The sequence below is a fragment of the Bradyrhizobium elkanii USDA 76 genome (genome assembly GCF_023278185.1).
Lineage (GTDB): Bacteria > Pseudomonadota > Alphaproteobacteria > Rhizobiales > Xanthobacteraceae > Bradyrhizobium > Bradyrhizobium elkanii.
This window is the reverse complement of the sequence record NZ_CP066356.1, coordinates 2,344,502-2,363,580: the sequence shown is the minus strand read 5'-3', so window position 1 is coordinate 2,363,580 and position 19,079 is coordinate 2,344,502. Positions and strand designations below refer to the sequence as shown.

17 protein-coding genes are annotated in these 19,079 nt (G+C 63.8%); 6 read left to right on the top strand and 11 right to left on the bottom strand.

Features of this window, described 5'->3' with window-relative positions; all coding sequences use genetic code 11:
* Nucleotides 1-9: 9 nt before the first annotated feature.
* The 5 genes from JEY66_RS11385 to JEY66_RS11365 are packed head-to-tail and all read right to left on the bottom strand — an operon-like array spanning nucleotide 10 to nucleotide 5,384.
* The gene (locus JEY66_RS11385; protein WP_016845328.1) at nucleotides 10-1,140 is read right to left on the bottom strand and encodes an acyl-CoA dehydrogenase family protein; all 1,131 of its coding nucleotides are present in this window, start codon (nucleotides 1,138-1,140) and stop codon (nucleotides 10-12) included.
* A gap of 20 nt (nucleotides 1,141-1,160) precedes the next feature.
* Nucleotides 1,161-2,342 carry an acyl-CoA dehydrogenase family protein gene (locus JEY66_RS11380; RefSeq protein ID WP_016845327.1) on the bottom strand — a complete coding sequence of 394 codons (1,182 nt, stop codon included), beginning with the start codon at nucleotides 2,340-2,342 and terminating at the stop codon, nucleotides 1,161-1,163.
* Nucleotides 2,343-2,354: 12 nt separating this feature from the next.
* A complete protein-coding gene (locus JEY66_RS11375; RefSeq protein WP_016845326.1) occupies nucleotides 2,355-3,092 on the bottom strand; it encodes an SDR family oxidoreductase in 738 nt (245 codons plus the stop codon).
* 51 nt (nucleotides 3,093-3,143) lie between these two features.
* Nucleotides 3,144-4,688, bottom strand: coding sequence for a class I adenylate-forming enzyme family protein (locus tag JEY66_RS11370; protein ID WP_100213824.1), 1,545 nt, complete (start codon nucleotides 4,686-4,688; stop codon nucleotides 3,144-3,146).
* Nucleotides 4,689-4,745: 57 nt separating this feature from the next.
* Complete coding sequence (locus JEY66_RS11365; protein ID WP_018273336.1) at nucleotides 4,746-5,384, bottom strand: 2-hydroxychromene-2-carboxylate isomerase; 639 nt, start codon at nucleotides 5,382-5,384, stop codon at nucleotides 4,746-4,748.
* Between the two features lie 205 nt (nucleotides 5,385-5,589).
* On the opposite strand from JEY66_RS11365, the gene JEY66_RS11360 reads away from it, so the two are divergent.
* On the top strand, nucleotides 5,590-6,096 hold the full coding sequence (locus JEY66_RS11360; RefSeq protein ID WP_026193238.1) for a winged helix-turn-helix transcriptional regulator: 507 nt from the start codon (nucleotides 5,590-5,592) through the stop codon (nucleotides 6,094-6,096).
* Between the two features lie 47 nt (nucleotides 6,097-6,143).
* Here JEY66_RS11360 and JEY66_RS11355 read toward each other — a convergent pair whose 3' ends face one another.
* The 3 genes from JEY66_RS11355 to JEY66_RS11345 all read right to left on the bottom strand — a co-directional run bounded on the left by JEY66_RS11355 (nucleotide 6,144) and on the right by JEY66_RS11345 (nucleotide 10,515).
* On the bottom strand, nucleotides 6,144-7,019 hold the full coding sequence (locus JEY66_RS11355) for a PhzF family phenazine biosynthesis protein (RefSeq protein ID WP_018273337.1): 876 nt from the start codon (nucleotides 7,017-7,019) through the stop codon (nucleotides 6,144-6,146).
* Nucleotides 7,020-7,045: 26 nt separating this feature from the next.
* Nucleotides 7,046-8,089 (bottom strand): alpha/beta fold hydrolase, encoded by a 1,044-nt coding sequence (locus JEY66_RS11350; RefSeq protein ID WP_018273338.1) that lies wholly within the window; start codon nucleotides 8,087-8,089, stop codon nucleotides 7,046-7,048.
* A gap of 104 nt (nucleotides 8,090-8,193) precedes the next feature.
* Complete coding sequence (locus JEY66_RS11345; RefSeq protein WP_018273339.1) at nucleotides 8,194-10,515, bottom strand: molybdopterin guanine dinucleotide-containing S/N-oxide reductase; 2,322 nt, start codon at nucleotides 10,513-10,515, stop codon at nucleotides 8,194-8,196.
* A 415-nt stretch (nucleotides 10,516-10,930) separates the two neighbouring features.
* Between JEY66_RS11345 and JEY66_RS11340 the strand changes: the two genes are divergently transcribed.
* The 5 genes from JEY66_RS11340 (at nucleotide 10,931) to fabF (ending at nucleotide 16,600) form a co-directional block, all read left to right on the top strand.
* Nucleotides 10,931-11,593, top strand: coding sequence for a hypothetical protein (locus JEY66_RS11340; protein ID WP_018273340.1), 663 nt, complete (start codon nucleotides 10,931-10,933; stop codon nucleotides 11,591-11,593).
* Nucleotides 11,590-11,856 (top strand): HGGxSTG domain-containing protein, encoded by a 267-nt coding sequence (locus JEY66_RS11335; protein WP_018273341.1) that lies wholly within the window; start codon nucleotides 11,590-11,592, stop codon nucleotides 11,854-11,856. The genes JEY66_RS11340 and JEY66_RS11335 overlap by 4 nt, the downstream gene beginning before the upstream one ends.
* A gap of 1,377 nt (nucleotides 11,857-13,233) precedes the next feature.
* Entirely contained in the window at nucleotides 13,234-14,388 is a 1,155-nt protein-coding gene (locus JEY66_RS11330; protein WP_129965238.1) for a hypothetical protein, read from the top strand.
* 540 nt (nucleotides 14,389-14,928) lie between these two features.
* The gene (locus JEY66_RS11325; protein WP_157183479.1) at nucleotides 14,929-15,186 is read left to right on the top strand and encodes a phospholipase D-like domain-containing protein; all 258 of its coding nucleotides are present in this window, start codon (nucleotides 14,929-14,931) and stop codon (nucleotides 15,184-15,186) included.
* A gap of 151 nt (nucleotides 15,187-15,337) precedes the next feature.
* Nucleotides 15,338-16,600 carry a beta-ketoacyl-ACP synthase II gene (fabF, locus tag JEY66_RS11320; RefSeq protein WP_026193239.1) on the top strand — a complete coding sequence of 421 codons (1,263 nt, stop codon included), beginning with the start codon at nucleotides 15,338-15,340 and terminating at the stop codon, nucleotides 16,598-16,600.
* Nucleotides 16,601-16,690: 90 nt separating this feature from the next.
* Here fabF and JEY66_RS11315 read toward each other — a convergent pair whose 3' ends face one another.
* From JEY66_RS11315 to JEY66_RS11305, 3 genes are all read right to left on the bottom strand, one after another.
* Nucleotides 16,691-17,920: a radical SAM protein gene (locus tag JEY66_RS11315; RefSeq protein ID WP_240536879.1), complete on the bottom strand. Its 1,230-nt coding sequence runs from the start codon at nucleotides 17,918-17,920 to the stop codon at nucleotides 16,691-16,693.
* 106 nt (nucleotides 17,921-18,026) lie between these two features.
* Nucleotides 18,027-18,416, bottom strand: coding sequence for a hypothetical protein (locus JEY66_RS11310; protein WP_016842059.1), 390 nt, complete (start codon nucleotides 18,414-18,416; stop codon nucleotides 18,027-18,029).
* Nucleotides 18,417-18,847: 431 nt separating this feature from the next.
* Nucleotides 18,848-18,997, bottom strand: coding sequence for a hypothetical protein (locus tag JEY66_RS11305; protein WP_016842060.1), 150 nt, complete (start codon nucleotides 18,995-18,997; stop codon nucleotides 18,848-18,850).
* Nucleotides 18,998-19,079 lie beyond the last annotated feature (82 nt).

Here is a 19,079-nt window from a genome sequence, read left to right as displayed (position 1 = left end):
TCTCTGGCTTTAAGCGACCGCGTCGAGCTGCGCATAGCGCAGCACGTGGTAGGCGGGATCGCCGAACTGGATGTTGATGGAGGAAATCCGCTTGAAGTAGTGGCCGACATTGAGCTCGTCGGTCATGCCCATGCCGCCATGGAGCTGCACCGCCTGGTCGGCGACGAACTTGCCGGCATAGCCGATCTTCGACTTGGCGCCCGAGGCGAGCCGGGAGACGCCGGCCTCGTCGTCACTGAGACTGAGGCTGAGGTGCTGCATCAGCGACAACGCCTCCTGATGCGCGATGAACATGTCGACCATCCGATGCTGCAGCACCTGGAAGCTGCCGATCGTGACGCCGAACTGCTTTCGCGTCTTGGAATAGTCCAGGGTCGCCGCGTTCAGTTCGCCGATCGCGCCGACCGCCTCGGCGCAGAGCGCGCCGATGGCGCGGTTGCGGCAGGCCTCCAGCGCGGCGACGCCCTCGCCCTCCCTGCCGAGCAGCTCACCGCGTACGCCACGCAGGCTGATCTCGGCCGCCCGGCGGCCGTCGATCGTCCTGAAGCTCTGTAAATCGAGATTGGCGGCGTGGCGATCGACCACGAACAGGCTGACCCCGCCACGATCATGGCGATGACCCGAGGTGCGCGCGGAGACGATCAGATAATCCGCCCACGGCGCGGCCAACACCGCCGTCTTCTCGCCGGTGAGCACATAATCGTTGCCGTCGCGGCGCGCCGTGGTGGTGACGGTCGCGAGATCGAAGCGCGAGCCCTTCTCGGTCCAGGCCAGCGCCCACAGTTTCGTGCCTGCGATGATGTCGGCAATGAGGGCTTGCTTCTGCGCGTCAGAGCCCGCCTGCTCGATCAAGCCACCCGCCACGACGACCGTCTCGACGAACGGCTCCACGACAAGATGCCGGCCGAACTCCTGCATGATGATCATGGTCGACAGCGGCCCGCCGCCGAGCCCGCCGACCGCTTCCGAGAACGGCGCGGCGAGCAGGCCGAGCTCGGCGAATTCGGCCCATTGCCTGCGGCCAAAGCCCTCCTCGCTTGCGACGATCTTGCGGCGGGCGTCGAAATCATACTGGTCGCGCAGCAGCCGCTGGACGCTGGACCGCAACAATTCCTGCTCTTCCGTGAACTGGATATCCATCCGATCCTCTCGCGCGGTTGCTAGAGCCCAAGCACTGCCTTGGCGATGATGTTGCGCTGGATCTCGTTCGACCCGCCGTAGATCGAGAGCTTGCGCGAGTTCAGATATTTCTCAGACGCGGTGTGGCCGTAGTCGGGGCCCGGCATGAAGTGGTTGGCGCTGACCGGATGCTCGCGGATCGCAAGCCCGTAATTGCCGATCGCCCGATGCGTCAGCTCGGTGATATCCTGGAAGATTTCGGTGCCGCGGATCTTGAACAGCGAGGCCGCCGGTCCCGGGTCGATGCCGCGCGCCATCTGGGCGACGACACGAAGCTCGGTCGCCTCCAGCGCCAGCACGTCGAGCTCGACGCGGGCGATATCCCTGATGAACTCCAGATGCGCCGGATCGTCTTCCGGAATCTCCGCTTTGACGATCCTCTTCAACCGTTCGAGATAGCGTGTCGAGCGGCCGATGCCGGCCATGCTGGTGCGCTCATTGCCGAGCAGGAATTTGGCGTAGGTCCAGCCCTTGTTTTCCTCACCGATCAGGTTCTCGGCGGGGACACGCACGTTCTCCAGGAACACGTCGTTGACCTCGTGCGAACCGTCGATCGTGATGATCGGGCGCACCGTAACGCCCGGCGACTTCATGTCGATCAGGAGAAACGAGATGCCGGACTGCGGCTTGGCCGTGGGATCGGTGCGGACCAGGCAGAAGATCCAGTCGGCGTGCTGCGCCAGCGTGGTCCAGGTCTTGTGGCCGTTGACGATATAGTGGTCGCCGTCGCGCACCGCCTTGGTGCGCACGGTGGCGAGGTCGGAGCCGGAGCCCGGCTCCGAATAGCCCTGGCACCACCAGTCCTCGCCGGACAGGATGCGCGGCAGGAATTTCCTTTTCTGCGCGTCGTTGCCGAAGGTGTAGATGACCGGGCCGACCATGGTGACGCTGAACGCCAGCGGCGGCATGGTGCCGGCGCGCGTCGTTTCCTGCTCGAAGATGAAGCGGCGGGTGATCGACCAGCCGGGCCCGCCGTATTCTTTTGGCCAGAGCGGCGCGATCCAACCCTTGTCGTGCAGGATGCGATGCCACAGCAGCATCTGCTCCTTGGAGAGATCGGTCTCCGGATTGGCGACGCGCATCTCCGCCGGATAATTGTCCTTGATGAAGGCACGAACCTCGTCGCGGAACGCCGCATCTTCAGGGGATAGCGCGAGCTCCATCTGCCGTGCTCCCTACCACTTCTCGCCGAAGGGCCGGATTTCCAACTCGAAGGTCCAGGCGCTCTTCGGCTGCTGATAGAGCTGCCAATAGGCGCCCGCGACCGATGCCGGCGGCATCAAGAGATCGGGATTGTCGAGCGCGTTCGGGCCGAGCGCCTCGATACGGCGCTGCCGCACCCATTCGGTGTCGACGCCGGAATCGATGATCAGATGCGCGACATGGATGTTCTTCGGCCCCAGCTCGCGGGCCATCGCCTGCGCCACGGCGCGCAAACCGAACTTGGCGCTGGCAAAGGCGGCATAGCCGCTGCCGCCGCGGAGCGAGGCGGTGGCGCCGGTGAAGAAGATGTTGCCCTCGCCGCGCGGCATCATCAGCCGCGCCGCTTCGCGTCCGGCGAGGAAGCCGGAGTAGCAGGCCATCTCCCAGACCTTGCGGAACACGCGCTCGGTGGTCTCGAGGATCGGGAAATTGACGTTGGCGCCGATATTGAAGATGCAGACCTCGAGCGGCGCATGCTTGTCGGCATCGTTGAGGAAGGCCGTGATCTCCTCCTCCTTGCGCGCATCGAGCGAGCGCGCGTGAATCTCGCCGCCTGCCGCCTCGATCTCCTTGACCAGCGGCGCCAGCTTGTCGCCGTTGCGGCGGCCGGCGAAGATCGTGAATCCCTCGGAGGCGAACTTCTTGGCGATCTCGCCGCCGATGAAATCACCGGCACCAATGACGGCCACCGTCCTGTTTCGCTTCTGCATGGTGTTCTCCGGTCTTGTTTGAGTGGACTGGCTTGCGGCGACGGCTCAGCCTCAGCCGCGCAGCGATTCCGCCAGCTTGTGCTTCAGCAGCTTGCCCGTCGATGTCGCGGGCAGCGCGTCCATCAGGATAATCTCCGACGGCCGCTTGTACGAGGTGAGTTGCGGGGCAATATGGGCCATCAGGTCCTGTACCGTGGCGGTCGAGCCCTTGATCAGCTGCACGAAGGCGACCACTTCCTCATTGCCCTCGACCGGCCGGCCGACCACGGCGCACTGCACCACGGCGTCGTGCGTGCTCAGCACCGCCTCGATCTCGGCCGGATAGACGTTGAACCCGGAGCGGATGATCATCTCCTTGGTTCGCCCGACAATGTAGAGCGCATCATTCTCGAAGCGGGCCAGATCCCCGGTGTTGAACCAGCCGTCGGGATCGATCGCCTTCGCGGTCAGGTCGGGCGCGCGGTAATAGCCGCGCATCACGTTCGGACCGCGAACGTGCAGCTCGCCGACTTCCCCTGCCCCAACCGGCTTGAGGTCACGGCCGACCAGTTTTGCCTCGAGGCCCGGCATGACGGTGCCGACCGCATGATCCGCGCGCGGATTGTCGGGCCGGACGCCGGAGATGCCCGGCGAGCATTCAGTGATGCCATAGCCGTTGAGCAGCGGCAGCCCGAGCTCCTGCTCGACCCGTGATTTGAGATCGAGGTCGAGCGGCGCGCCGGCCACCGAGATCACCCGCAACCGGCCGCGATCGAGCTTCGGCAGGCCGGCATTGCGCCGGTATTCGAGCAGGCGCTGATAGGTCGCGGGCACGCCGTTCAGGATCGTGATGCCCTCTTCAGTCATCGCCTTGACCAGCGCGGCCGGATCGTATTTCGCCACCAGACGCACGGTGGCGCCGATCATCAGGGTCATCGTCAGCAACGAGATGCCGACGATATGCGAGATCGGCAGCACGCAATACTGTACGTCATCGGCCGCCATCTTGCGGAAGCTTGCCGTCGCCCGGGCGCTGAACAACAGATTGCGATGGGTCAGCATCACGCCCTTTGGCGTGCCCGTGGTACCGGAGGTGTAGATGAGGACCGCGACCTGATTGGCGCCGTCGGCCTCGACCGGCTCCGCCACGGTTGTCAGGTTCAGGCCGGTGACGGCGATGCCGCGGAGCGGGCCGACATCCTGCACGGTCGCCTCGTAACGCGCGGCATGCGTGGCCGCCTCCTGCGAGACCTCGGCGGTCAGCAGCACGCGGCGGGCGCCGCTGTGATCCCTGATCTGATCCAATTCACGCGGCGACAGCCGCGGATTGACCACGATGGACCAGACATCGAGCCGGCTCGTCGCCAGCAGCAGGCAGGCCAGCGGAATCGAATTCTCGCTCACGATCATCATGCGGTCGCCGGCGCGGATGCCGAGTGCCCGCAACGCCTCGGCGACGCGACCGACCGTTCGATCGAGCTCGCGGTAGGTCAGCCGCGTCTTGTCGTCGATCAGCGCCGGATGATCCGGCGTCGCCCCGACGTGGTGATCGATCACCTCGTGGATGCGGTTCGGCAAGCCTTCCACACTTCCTTCAAACTGGGTCGACGCCTGCACTGAAACCTCCCTGTGACAGCCCTTTGGGCCTGATTTGTCGTCTTGAGGAACTCCCGCTCAGGCGGTCTTGCGCCGCCCCGCGGCCAGCTGCGCGACGATCTCGTCCTCGACCTCGCGCAGCTTGTCCTTGCCGAAGAAGATCTCGTCGCCGACAAAGAAGGTCGGCGAGCCGAACGAGCCGCGCGCCACCGCGTTGCTGGTGTTGTCGATCAGCTTCTTCTTCACCTCGTCCTGCTGGGCGCGGGCGATGATGCGGTCGATATCGAGGCCCGAGGACAGGAATGCTTCGCGGAACACCTGCGGATCGTCCATCTTCTTGGGCTCGGACCACATGTGGTGATAGGCGGCGCGAAAGTACGGCTCGAACAGCCCTTCGAAATCGGCAGCGACGACGCCGCGCATCAGCATCAGCGTGTTGACCGGAAAGAACGGGTTGGTCCTGAACGTCGTGATGTTGTGGCGGCGCAGGAAGCGCTCGGTCTCGAGCGCGTTGTATTCGGGCTTGTTCTTGATGCCGCGCAGCGACTCGCCGGGCGACATGTTGCCGGTCGCCTTGTAGACGCCGCCGAGCAGCACCGGGATGTAGTCGAATTTCACGCCGGTGCGCTTCTCGATGCCGGGCAGCGCCAGCTCCGCCAGGTAGGCGTTCGGACTTCCAAAATCGAAATGGAATTCGACCTCGAGCGGAGCAGCCATGGAACGCCCTTCCCTTCGATTGCCGGCGGCCGTCAGCCGCAGCGTTGATCGTGTCGGGACCTTAAGTTCTATTTTAGAACTGTCAATATGATATTTGTCATCCAATCGCCATGTCACGGCTGCCATCGAGGCATCCTATTGAAATGACATTAGTTCTGTTTTAGAATTTAAGCAGCAATGTCGTCGCCGACCGCAGGAGATGCTGATGAAATGGGATGCCCTCGAGGAGGAGCCGTGCTCGGTGGCCCGCACGGTGGCTGTCATCGGCGACCGCTGGAGCCTGCTGGTCCTGCGCGAATGTTTCCTGCGCATCCGCAGGTTCGATGACTTCCAGGCGTCGCTCGGAATCACCCGGCATCTGCTCGCCGACCGGCTGAAGAAGCTGGTGCGGTTCGGCGTGCTGCGCAAGATCCCGTATCAGGAGGCGCCGAAGCGCTACGAATACATCCTGACGCAGAAGGGGCTCGACCTCTATCCGATCATCATGTCGATCGTGCACTGGGGCAACGTCCACATGGTCGATTCGCGCGGCCGGCCGATGCTGCACGAACACAAGACCTGCAAGAAGATGTTCGATCCCGTCATGGTCTGTTCGGAATGCGGCGAGCCGTTGAGCGCGAAGGCGGTCCACGTCCATCCGGGCCCCGGTGCGCGGAAATCCTCACCGGTGCACGCCAAGGCGCAGGAGCGGGCCAGGCGCGCCGCTGATTAGACCTGGATCCTGTTTACGAAGCCGGCTCGCCTTGCGCTGGCCGCTGCTCAGTGTGACGGCGCGGCCATCAGCGCGACATTGCCGCCAAGCAGGCAGCCGACGGGACGGCCGCCGGCGAAGCCGATGCGGACGCGAATCTCGGACAGTCGCCCCATCGCCCTGCCCTGCAGGATTCGGATCTCGTCGTCATCGGGAGCGACCAAGCCATAGTCGAGCAGACCGAACGCCAGCGCCGCGGCCGCAATGCCGGTTGCGGCATCCTCCCGATAGCCGGAGGAGCGCGGGAATTGCCGCGCCTCGAACAGGCGAGCCTTTCGGTCGATCACGGCGAATGGATAGAGCCCGGTCGATCCGATCCGGCCGCAGACCGCCTCGACGTCCCCTATGGCGGGATCGAGCGCATTCAGCGCTTCGGGCGAGCGCATCGGAACGAGCGTCTTGATCCGCGATGTGACGGCGTTGCACGGTGTTGCCGCGTCGTTCGCTTGCGGCCCGACCGCGAGCGCCCGCAGGACATCGTCGCGCTGCCCCGTGGTGAGCGGAACGGTCTTCCCGACCGGCTGGGTGATCTCGACACGCGGCTCGCCACCACGATCACGGCTGATGAAGCCGGTGACCGGACCGCTGCGCGTCGAGATCCGGACGGTGTCGCCCGGCAACTTTCCCTGGCGCGCAAGCAGCCAGAGCGCACCGATGGTGGCGTGGCCGCACATTTCCATTTCGTGGTTCGGCACGAAGAAACGGAACGTCGCGTCGAAATCGTCGCTCTGCGCCGGCAGCACGAAGCCGGACTCGTGGCCATTGCGGCGGGCGACGTCCTGCATCTCGGACGCGCTCATGCCGCTTGCATCCACCACGATCGGACAGGGATTGCCGCCCTGCCCATCCACCGTGAACACGCTGACCAGTTCGGCTGTCGTCATGATGTCGCTCGCTTGTTTCGCCGTCCCTACTTGACCAGCGTCGCGCCGGTCTCCGGATGCTGCAGCCAGCCGAGCAGCGCCTCGTGGAAGCGCGCCGGCGCCTGGATCTGCGGCGAATGGCCGAGGTCGGGGAATTCGATCAGCTGCGCATGCGGAATCCGCTTCGCGGCCTCCTTGCCCAGCACCGGATAATTGCCGAGCGTCTTGCGGATCTCCGGCGGCGCGGTGTCCTTGCCGATCGCGGTGGTGTCCTTGTCGCCGACAAACAGCAGCGTCGGCGGCTTGATCTGCTCGAACTCGTAGAACACCGGCTGGGTCGCGATCATGTCGTAGAGCCGCGCCGAGCTTGACGCCACGGCGGCGCGGCCCGGACCGCGATACATGCCGGCCAGCATCTGCACCCACGTCTCGTAGGACGCATCCCAGGTGTCGGCGTAATAGGTGGCACGCTCATAGGCGCGGATGCTGTCCGCGGTGACGCGCGTCTCGCGCTGCATCCAGCCGTCGAGGCTGAGCCACGGCACGCCCTTGGCCTTCCAGTCCTCCAGGCCGATCGGATCGACCAGCACCAGCTGGTCGGTGGCCTCCGGATACATCAGGGCATAGCGCATCGCGAGCATGCCGCCGGTCGAGTGGCCGACCATGATCGCATGCGCGATTCCGAGCGAGGCGAGCAGCGCGCGGCTGTTGCCGGCGAGCTGCTGGAAGGTGAACTGATAGCGCTCGGGCTTGCTGGACTTGCAGAAGCCGATCTGGTCGATCGCGATCACGCGATAGCCGGCGCCGCTGAGCGCCTTGATGGTGCCGTCCCAGGTCGCGGCACAGAAATTCTTGCCGTGCAGCAGCACCGCGGTCTGCCCGTTCGGCGTCGCCGGCTTGACGTCGAGATAGGCCATGTCGAGCTCCTGCCCCTGCGAGCTGAAGCGATAATGCTCGACCGGATAGGGATAGTCGAAACCCTGCAGTTCCGGTCCATAGGCCGGCTCGGCGGCCGATTGCGCCAACGCGCTGGACGATCCGAGCGCGACGGTCGCAGCGACGGCAAGGTGAAACAGGGTTTTCAGGTGCATCTGGACAGGTCCGAAAATCAGGGTCGATCTCGTGATGCCGTAGCCGAACGGCTGAACGCCATCCAGCGCCCAGCGATGATTTGTTCGTGATCTCCCGCGTGAAATTACGCCGGATCGAACGCACGGATCGGCGGCAGATTGCCGTTGAAACGCTCGACCTCGACGCTCGTGAGCTGGCCGGTGCAGCCCTGCGCGAAGGATGACGTGCCGATGTCGCGCGTCAGCACGTTCGGATTGCCGTGCACGCAGAGCGGCGCCTCCTCCTCGGGGTCCATCGGGTCGTACCAGGCGCCGGTCGGCAGCTGGACCACGCCGGGCGCGATGCCGTCGGTGACATGCACCGCGGCGAGGCAGGCACCGCGCGCGTTGAAGATGCGGATGATGTCGCCATCGGCGATGCCGCGCGGCTTGGCGTCGCGCGGATTCATGCGCGCGACCTCGCGGCCGCGATGCTTGGCGTCGAGCGAGTGACCGCCGAAGTCGAGCTGGCTGTGCAGCCGCGTCACCGGCTGGTTGGCGACGAGGAAGCACGGCGCGCCAGATGTCGGCGTGTCGGTCTTCTCGAGCCAGACCGGATGGCCCGGACAATCCGCATCGCCGTGGCTAGCGATCTTCTGCGAAAAGATCTCGATGCGCCCGCTCGGCGTCGGCAGCGGCCGCGCGAGGGGGTCCTCGCGAAAACGGCGCAGTGAGCCGCCGTCGTCGAGATGCTGCGGCACCACCAGGCTGCCGCGCGCCCAGAACTCCTCGAAGCTCGGCGCTTCGAGCCCGCGCGCGGCGAGCGCCTTGCGGGTCGGTTCGAAGAGATGTTCAAGCCATTGCCGCGACGTGCGCCCCTCGGTGAACGGCTCGCGGGCCCCCAACCGCTCGGCGAGATCGGCGAAGATCTCGTAGTCGTCGCGGGCGAGGCCGAACGGCTCGGCGATCCGGTGCATCGCGACCATCAAGGGATCGTTGCTGGAATAGCCGATGTCCTCGCGCTCCAGCGTCATGGTCGAGGGCAGCACGATGTCGGCGTGGCGCGCGGTGGCAGTCCAGGCCAGCTCATGCACCACCAGCGTGTCGAGCCGCGCAAACGCCTTGCGCAGGCGGTTGAGGTCCTGATGATGGTGGAACGGATTGCCGCCGGCCCAATAGACCAGGCGGATATCCGGATAGGTCCGCGTCTCGCCATTGTAGCGATAGGTGGTGCCGGGATTGAGCAGCATGTCGGCGATGCGCGCCACCGGAATGAAGTCGGCAACGCCGTTGCGGCCCTGCCCGAGCGTCGGTCCGGGCACCGCATTGACGCGGCGGCCGTAATAGCCGATCGCGCCGAGCGAATAGGCGTAGCCGCCGCCGGGCAGGCCGATCTGGCCGAGCGCCGCCGCCAGCACCATGCCCATCCACACCGGCTGCTCGCCATGCTCGGCGCGCTGCAGCGAATGCGACACGGTGATCAGCGCACGACGCCCGGCGAGCCGCCGCGCGAGCGCCCTGATGATGCCGGCCTCGATGCCGCAGATCGCCGCGGCCCATTCGGCGTTCTTGGACACACCGTCGCTCTCGCCGGTGAGATAGCGCAAAAACACCGGCCAGCCCTCGGTGTAGCGATCGAGGAAGGCCTGATCGTGCAGGCCTTCGCTGACCAAAGTGTGGACGATGCCGAGCATCAGCGCGGTGTCGGTGCCGGGTGTGGCCGTCAGCCATTCGGCGCCGGCCTCGACCGGGAGATCATCGCGCAGCGGACTGACCAGCACGAATTCGCAGCCGCGCCGCCGCGCGGCTGCCATCGCGCCGCGCTCGACATGCTTGCTGATCGAGCCGCCGGCCACCATCGAGTTCTTCAGCGCCATGCCGCCGAACGCCAGCACGATGTCGGTTTCGGCCGCGATCTGCTCCCAGGTGACGTTGCGCTTGGTGATATCCTCGTAGCCGGTCAGGATCTGCGGCAGCAGCACCGAGGACGCGCCCGAGGAATAGGTGTTTACCGAACGGACATAACCGCCCATGGCGATGTTGAGGAAGCGATGCACCTGGCTCTGCGCGTGGTGGAAGCGGCCCGCGCTCGACCAGCCGTAGGAGCCGCCGAACACCGCGCCGGGGCCGATCGTGTCGCGGATCCGCGTCAGCTCGCCGCCGAGCAGATCGAGCGCCTGCTCCCAGCTCACCGAGACGAACTCGTCGCGGCCGCGGCGGTCATCGGGACCGGGCCCGCGCTCGAGCCAGCCGCGGCGGATCGCAGGCTGCGCGATGCGCGCCTGGTGGCGCAACGCGCCGGGAAAATTGTTGATGATGCGGTTCGGATCGGGATCAGCGGCATAGGGCCTGACTTCGAGACCCGCTCTGCCGAGCCGCGCCGAGAACACGCCCCAATGCGAGGTGTGCGGCTTGAACCCGTCGGACAGATCGAGGCCGGGATCGGGGTGGCCAATGGTCTCGCTCATCGATGCTCCTTCATCCCAGGCCGGCGCCTCGCCACGCCTTCGCAACGTTCCGGCCAGTATAATGATCCAATCGGCGCACGGTACCCGCTAACACGGATCGCACCGTGCCTTGCCGGCATGACTGCGGGCGACGGCGGCGGAACTCCCCGCCGGGCGCTTCGCCAAAATATCGAAAACAACCCCATGCAAAGGAGCCGGCGGCTGCCCGGCGCCCGACAGGGCCGCTTGACGCGTCGGGCAAATCAGGGATACATTTCCAATATTCCGAAATCGTGCAAGCGCCCCCCTCGCCCGCAACCGCGGGCGCGACGGATGCACGTGCGACCGAAACCCCTCCCCACAATTGACATCGCCCCGGCCGGCGCAGCGAGCGATCGCCTGCGCGCTTGCCGCGCGCGTTCCAGGAACCATCGACATGACACCTGCACCCGACATCACCGTGCCGACGATGGCCGCCGCACCCGGCCCGACCCAGGCTGCCGCACCGCCGCGGATCAAGTTCTCGCCGCACGGCTTCTGCATCGACCATCCTGATCCCGAGCTCGGCGCGCAGCTGATGGCGAACGCACTGGGGGTCGCCGATCGCGCCGCGATGGACGGCATCCTGCGGCAATTGGTCAAGGCCAGCGTGAGCGGCGGCAAGCCCTGCGAGGTCAACCTCGCCTTCATGATCTCGATGGTGAGGAGCCTTCGGCCGCGGGATTCCGTCGAGGCCATGCTGGTGGCGCAGATGGTGTCGGTTCACGTGATGGCGATGCGATGCGCCCATCACCTCGCGCATGCCAAGGACCTCGCCCAGCACGACAGCGCCGCGCGCGCGCTCGGCCGGCTCGCCCGCACCTTTCCCGCTCAGATCGAGGCGCTGAACCGCCACCGCAGCCATGGCGAGCCCGCCATCACCGTGCAGAACGTCAAGGTCGAGGACGGCGGCAACGCGATCGTCGGCAACGTCACGCAGCATGCGAGCGTGATCGTGTCCGACAACACCCCGGCATCCGCGGCGCGGACTGCGCCGAAGGCTGCGGGTTCGAGCCGACGGCGGAATTCCGCCGATGCCGGGCGGGACGCACAGGCATGAGCGGCCACATCCAAACGCCCGGCCCGATGCTGGCGAGCCCACGTTGCGGCGCCAGGACCCGCCGCGGCGGTTCTTGCCGCGCGCCGGCAGTGCGCGGCAAGACGCGCTGCCGCATGCACGGCGGCGCAAAGGGATCCGGCGCGCCACGGGCGAACCGGAATGCGCGCAAGCACGGCCGGTTCGCGGGCGATGCGATCGCCGAGCGAAGGCAGATCCGGGCGTTATTGAGGGAGGTGCGGAAGCTGCTGGAGGGGATGAAGTGACTGCGTTTCGCAAATGGCCGCGCGCATACGCGCGAGCGGATCAGGCAGGCGCGATCGGCTTCGGGGCAAAGGCATGATCTGGAGACAGGCCGCCGCGCGGCGCGAAATCCCGGTGGCCCATTCCTGCTAATGGATCATGAGGGCTGCGGCGATGCCGAACGCCGTGAGCGTTGCAACGGCCAAACTCATCAGGGTTATCGCTACAGGCCTCGGCATGAATATTAAACCCGCTGACGCAGTAAAAGGTTGCCGGTCGCCGACATTGCCGCGTTCCGCGAAGACGACAACACACCCGTTGCGGCCCCTCCGGATTCCCGGCGGTCAGTGCACGAAAGCCAGCATCAGCGCAAAGGTGACCAGCGCGTAAGTGCTGGTGACGGTGATGCCCAAGTACAGACGCTCCATTGCGGCCTCCTGACCTCAAGGCGCCGCCCCCGCGCTATCAACCTAGCGCCCGCTCCGGCGCCGGGCAGCTGGAATTCCGGGTCATGGTAGAACTACGGACCGTCCATCCGGGCTAGCCCCTGTAAGCTGCCGACGCCAACCCTAAGGGCATTGCGTCCGACCGAAGAAGTAACCCTCTCTTTCCAATTGCCGGCCTGTCGGACTTATCACCGTTCAGAACGTGAAGGCGGAGGGCGGCGGCAACGCCATCGTCGGCAAACGTCATCCGGCATGCGAACGTGATCGTGTCGGACCAGGAGCCGGCATCCGCGGCGCGGCGCCGAAGGCTGCGGGCGTCAGGCGAGCGCGTGATGCCGCCGATGCCAGGCAAGACGCGCAGGCACGAGCTATCACATCAGAATAGCCGGCCCGATGCTGGCGAGCCCGCGCTGTGGCGCCAGGACCCGCTGCGGCGGATCTTGCCGCGCGCCGGCGGTGCACGGCAAGACGCGCTGCCGCATGGCGGCGCAAGGGGATCCGGCGCGCCATGAGCAAACCGGAACGCGCGCAAGCACGGCCTGTTCAGCAGGGATGCGATCGAGGAGCGACGGCAGATTCGGGCGTTGTTGGGGGAGGTGCGGAGCTACTGGAAGAGATAAAGTGACTACTTGAACCGAAGGCGCGATTGGGATGGATCGCAGCGGCGGACAATCGAAAGAGGCCAACAAATACAACCGTAAGCGGCTTCGCTGCGCTGTGAATCCTACCAACTTAGCCTCCTGCTCGACCAAGTTTATGGGCCTCGCAAGCCGCGGTTTCACGCCGCCTAGGGCTCAAGCAAATGTGTCAGTGGTCTAAGTCGCCCCAAACTAAGCAGTAAATCGCGACGGAAGTTGTAATGCGGCAGTTTGGCACTCCGGACAACTGCGGGTTGACTCTGCACCTAGGGGAGTATTCCACTCAGGGTAGCGCAACCGCTGATGGAGAGCATCTATGCCGACACTTGCGGACATTCACCAAGAAACTAGAGCGCTATGTGATATGAAGTTTGGCTTTGGCGTTAGCTTCGAATTCCTCCAGCACGCAGTCGACTTTGAGATCCAGAAGGTTGCCCAGGGGTCTTTCCTAAAAAACATGCCGTTTCCCTATTCGGGTCTTGCCGTTACCGCTGAAATTCCTTCCGGTTCTATCAAGGTCCGCATTGCAGGTGGAAGTACCGAGTTCACCGTCGACGCAGAAATTCGGATAGCCATTCACATCGATGGTGATCGAAACGCCTTCCTCGCTGAGGACGTAATCACCTATACTAACGGCAAAGCAACGGTTGTGCCCAACCCCAACGGCACAAGGCTGCAGTACTCTGCAGGGGCTCATGGCAAATTCACCGTGACTCTTGGCCCCAACCCGGCGAATCTCGATGCACTGCTGACCCAAATTGGAATGGTCGACAGCAATGGGAATCCCGACGTCAATCAGTTCAACCTTTTGCGTACTGGCGCACTTTACACTAATTTCCGAACTTTCTTCGTTTTCCTTGTTAATTCATTACCGTTCCCGGATCTGCTAGGAAGTCTCGCCAGCTTCAAGCCGCTGCAACCATTGCTCGTTGGCTCAACTAGCTCTCATTTCATAGTCTATTCGGAAAACGTTGAACTACCTGGAGGGCTCTGTCCAAAGGGCGGAAGCGCGCTTCATGAACTCAGTTGGACACAAAGGGACAACAAGACTGGAACGGCCAGTTTTAGCCAAGACAATGTTGCCAAAGGCAAAGTTGCGGACGATATTCTGAAGTCTCAAACACCCAACAAAGACGTTAAGATCCTAAACGGGAATGCTTTCCTCTATTATTTCCCGCGGAAGGTTTTGTTCGACTACACTTTTGGGAAATTGAAGCCGTCGGTTACTTTTAGCGATTCGGGAACCTTCTGCGGCATCAGCTGGTACTTCGCGCTCACTGCAGCTTTAAAGGGAGTAACGGTTTCGTTCACGGCTGTCAGCCCAACTGAGGGGCGAATCGTGGTGGACGTGCCCTTTCAGGCATTCGGCCAAGCTGGTGCGAGCATCACGGTGGGGTGCGTCGACTATACGCGCGCCAGCTTGGGCGGTCCTGTTGAGCTTATTCTTCGCATCAACCCAGTCGAACGCTGAGCCAATCTTTGAAGTCATCTTCAATGATCCTGCCTGCAAAGCATATCAATACCAGACACCGGTTTATCCTTACAAGCTTATCGCACAGCATCTCCAGCCCGGTAGCGTTACGCCACGGACAGAAAAAACTCGAAACATCTACTGTCGACCAACTGATTTTCCCGAAACGCAGATAGTTGCTTCCCCGGCATTTGCGCGCATCGCCGATCTTATGAAGCGAGGCGCAATCATCGAGGTGCAAGCTGCTTTCTTCATATTCGACAATATGCAGTTTGCGAACTCCATTTGCGAAGCGCACGCAAGGAAGCCGTTCAAGATGCGCCTCGTTCTGCAGAAAGGAGGACGATCAAAATCAACTGAGGCGTTAGAGCAGTGCATGGGAGCCAATTTTGAGATTTCCGAGCTTGGATGCAATTGGCGACAGGCTGCATCTTCATGTCACACGAACTTAGTCAGTACAATGCATGCCAAGCTAATGAGGGTCTCGTATGGATACTCCGAACTCAGCGTCGTTATCCGTCGACGTTCGAGGTTAGATATTTGGAAACTGACAACACAGCGGAGTTTCAGACAAGCTTGCATCACAAGTTTATCATCTTCCAGGGCGGCTCACGTGACGCTGTGCTGTTCGGCTCTCCCAACCTGAAGGACGGAGCGCTTCTCAAGAATATAGAGAATGTATATGTAGTTCGAGATTCAGATGTGGTTCGACGCTTTGTGCAGTTTGCAGAGGATAGCTGGAGCAAGGCGCTTCCGGATCTGGAAATGCCAATTGTCGATAGTAATCAGTTTAGGTGATTCCGTCGACCGGAGCGTTGAGAGCGAAGTCAATCCCTTGACGGCCGGCCGGTCGAGACAATAGATGACAATCATCATATAACGACCCGACGCCCGGGCGGTTTCGAATCCCGGCCATGCCGGTTCGCATCAGGGGCGCGACAGGAGCACCATGCGTCGAATTGTTGTGACGGGCCTCGGGACGGTGTCCCCGCTAGGCTGTGGCACCGAACTGGTGTGGTCGAGGCTGCTTGCAGGGCATTCCGGGCTTACGGCATTGCCGGAGTGGGCGGCGGCGCTGCCGGGGCGCGTCGCCGGCATGGTGCCTGACAAGGCCGGGGATGCCGAGGGCGGCTTCGATCCGGATTCCGCGACCCCGCGCAAGGACCAGAAGAAGATGGACCGCTTCATCCTGTTCGCGCTGCTCGCAGCAAGCGAGGCCGTGACGCAGGCCGGCTGGATGCCGGCCGGGGCGCGGGCCGAGGTGCGCACCGCTACCGTGATCGCATCCGGGATCGGCGGGTTTCCGGCGATCGCGGAGGCCGTGCGCACGGCGCAAAAGAGCGGGCTGCGCCGGCTGTCGCCGTTCACCATTCCCTCCTTCCTGGCAAATCTCGCGGCCGGACACATCACGATTCGATACGGCTACAAGGGGCCGATCGGCGCGCCGGTGACCGCCTGCGCCGCCAGCGTGCAGGCGATCGGCGACGGCGCGCGCCTGATCCGGTCCGGCGAAGCGGACGTTGCGATCTGCGGCGGCGCGGAGGCCTGCATCGATCCGGTGAGCCTCGGCGGCTTTGCGGCAGCGCGGGCGCTGTCGACGTCGTTCAACGACACGCCGGCGCGGGCGTCGCGGCCGTTCGACCGCGACCGGGACGGCTTCGTGATGGGCGAAGGCGCAGGCGTGCTCGTGATCGAGGAGCTCGAACACGCGCTTCGGCGCGGCGCGAAGCCGATCGCCGAGCTCATCGGCTACGGCACGACGGCGGACGCCTATCACATCACCGCGGGTCCCGAAGACGGCGACGGCGCCCGGCGTGCGATGGAGGCGGCGCTGCAGCAGGCCAGCTTGCGGCCCGGCGAGGTCCAGCATCTCAACGCGCATTCGACATCGACCCCGGTCGGCGATCTCTCCGAACTGGAAGCGATCAAGCGCGTGTTCGGGCGCGCGGGAGGAATTGCCGTCAGCGCGACCAAGTCGGCGACAGGACATCTGCTCGGCGCCGCCGGCGGCATCGAGGCGATCTTCACCATCCTGGCGCTGCGCGACCAGGTCGCGCCGCCGACGCTCAATCTGGAGAACGCCGATTCCGCAGCACAGGGCATTGACCTCGTCGCGAACGTTGCGCGGCCGATGGCGATCGAGCACGCGATCTCGAACGGTTTTGGATTTGGCGGCGTCAACGCCAGCCTGGTGTTTCGACGGTGGTCCTGAGGCGGCCGGGCCTTGCGCGCAATGGAGAGACACCGCGCGTGTCGCGTCATCGACAGATGAAATACGGAGCTGTCGATCGATTCAAATTGCTCAGCCGCCCGCCGCTGCGCTGCGCACGCCAATTCGTTCCCCGTCCTGCTTGCGGACGTAGAGATGACGTTCCAGCACGGATTGCATGTTCTCGAACATCGAATAGAGATCGTCGCAATAAACCGACGGATTGTCGAAACCGTTCTTCCTGGAGAAGCGGTGCGGAAGGTAGCCTCCGCCGCAGGCGTTCATGAACTTGCACTGCCGGCATTTCTCGCAAAGATTGACCGAGGCATCGCGTGCGGCCTTCCAGCGCGGCTCGTTCCTGACGTCGTCGATCGCGTGATCGAAGATGTTGAACCGCGTGTTGGTGAAACCGTCACCCGCGATTCGCAGCACGTCGTGGGCCTCCACCGTGCCGTCGGTCATGACCGTGCAAAGCTCGACCGGCTTGTGGCCGACGCCTTCGGTCGGCGCGTTGTTGCCGATCAGGGCAGCGACCATGTCGGAAATGATGCGGACATTCGATGTCGGCGTCGTGCGATTGGCTTCCAGCCACAGGTCGAAAAGACCGTTGTAGAACGGGGCAATGGACGACGGCTTCTCGTCCACCGTCGCGTCGGGAATCATGATGTCGTAGTTGGCGATGCCGCACGCCGCGAAAAAATCCGCATATTCCTGCGGCGTGTAGGCCGGGTTGCAAACCGCGAGGGCTATCACGCCGATGTCGCGCGATACCAGCATGCGGGCGGCACGTTCCACGGCGGCATGGGTGCCGGTACCCTGAAACGTCTTGCGGTGAGCGTCGTGAATATGTGCCGGCCCATCGATACTGATCGCCACCGAAATATTGCGGGCCTCGAAGCAGTCGAGCCATTGATCATCGATCAGGACGCCATTGGTCGTCACCGCGATGGGGATCTCGCAGCCGGTCCGGGATGTAACGCCCTCGCAGGCCTCGGCAAAACGGTGAAAATTATCGACGCCCCAAAGCAGCGGCTCACCGCCGTGCAGGATCACGGGGAAGTCGACGAGGGAGTATCTGGCGACGTGTTGTTCGAGGCGCAGCAACAGCTGCTGCAACACCTCCGCACTCATCAGCTTGGGCTTGTCGTAGACCGCCGCATCGCGAAACCAGTAGCAATAGGAGCAATCGATGTTGCACCTCGCCGCTACCTTGACCAGCAACTGCGTGATCGGCTGCTCCTGGAACGCGACGGAATTTGAAGCGTCAACCGACATGCGGATACCGGCAAGCTGCGATCGGGCCAGATCATGATGCGTTTGCACGGAATCGCATCATGATCTCATTTGTTTGCTTGAGCATGATCTCCGCGCAAACGCGTCCCGCGTTTGTCGCGAGGGAAAACCGGTTTCCACTTTTCCGGATCATGCTCTAGTAGCCCCTGACGAAGCCACCTCGTCGGAACGCGCCTGCTCCGGGATAATATCCGCCGGCCCTGCGAAATGCGCCGGCGCCCGGATAGTAGCCGCCGCCTCTGCGAAAGCCGCCCGCATAGGGCCCTCTGGCAAAGGCCCCGCGCCTGAAATAGACCTGAGTTGCCTCAGGCTGCTCGGAAACCACCCCCAGCTGCAAGACGTCCTGAGGGCTCTGTTCCTGAAAGCTCTGTTCTTGAGGGCTCTGTTCCTGAGCGCTCTGTTCCCGAAGGCTCTGCTCGCGCACACCACTCAGCAATGCGTCGATACCCTGATGATCGCTTTCGATTGTCGCACCCGGCCCGTGCAGTTGCAGCAGGCTCGCCAAGACCGTCAGCGTAATCGCCATCGTCGAGCTCCTTTTCGCGATATGACAATCGAACGAAATGTCGGCGCGTGCCTTACGCCGGTCGAGCAACTGAAAGTATAGCAGCGGATTTGCGGCGGAGTCTAGCTATCGCGTCCGCGCCGCTCGGTTCGCACGGGGTGAACGACCAGGGCACGCTCGCGCGCGAGCCCGTTCCGAACGACCTGCGCAATCGCTCATGCCGGTGATCGCGGCCCCCGGCACCGCGCAATCTGAATCGAGAGCCGTAGGCACGTGCTCGAAATCGCCGCTTTTGCGCGCCCAAGCGGGTCAGTTCCTGGTTTGCGGATGAGGGCTCAATGGCGCGCCACTGAGAATAAAACTGCGAACTCTTATATCATTGAAATTGCGATATAAAATTCGAGCGGCCTGGCCCGCTGGCTTTGCCGCAGGTCACCGGGCCTTCATCCACCTCACGCCTTCAGGCTCGCATCGATCAACAGCTTGGCCACCGTGAACGCCGACTGCGCCGGCCCCTCTTCCGACTGCTGGCCGGTGACGTAGATGCCTTCGATCAGCAACAGCAGGGCGTCGCCGAGCACGGCCGGGTGACGCGCGCCCATGCTAGCTGCGAGCTCGCGCAGGCGCTTGCGAAAGACCTTCTTGTGCGCTTCGGCGACCTGGCGCCGCGTTCGTGATGCGGTT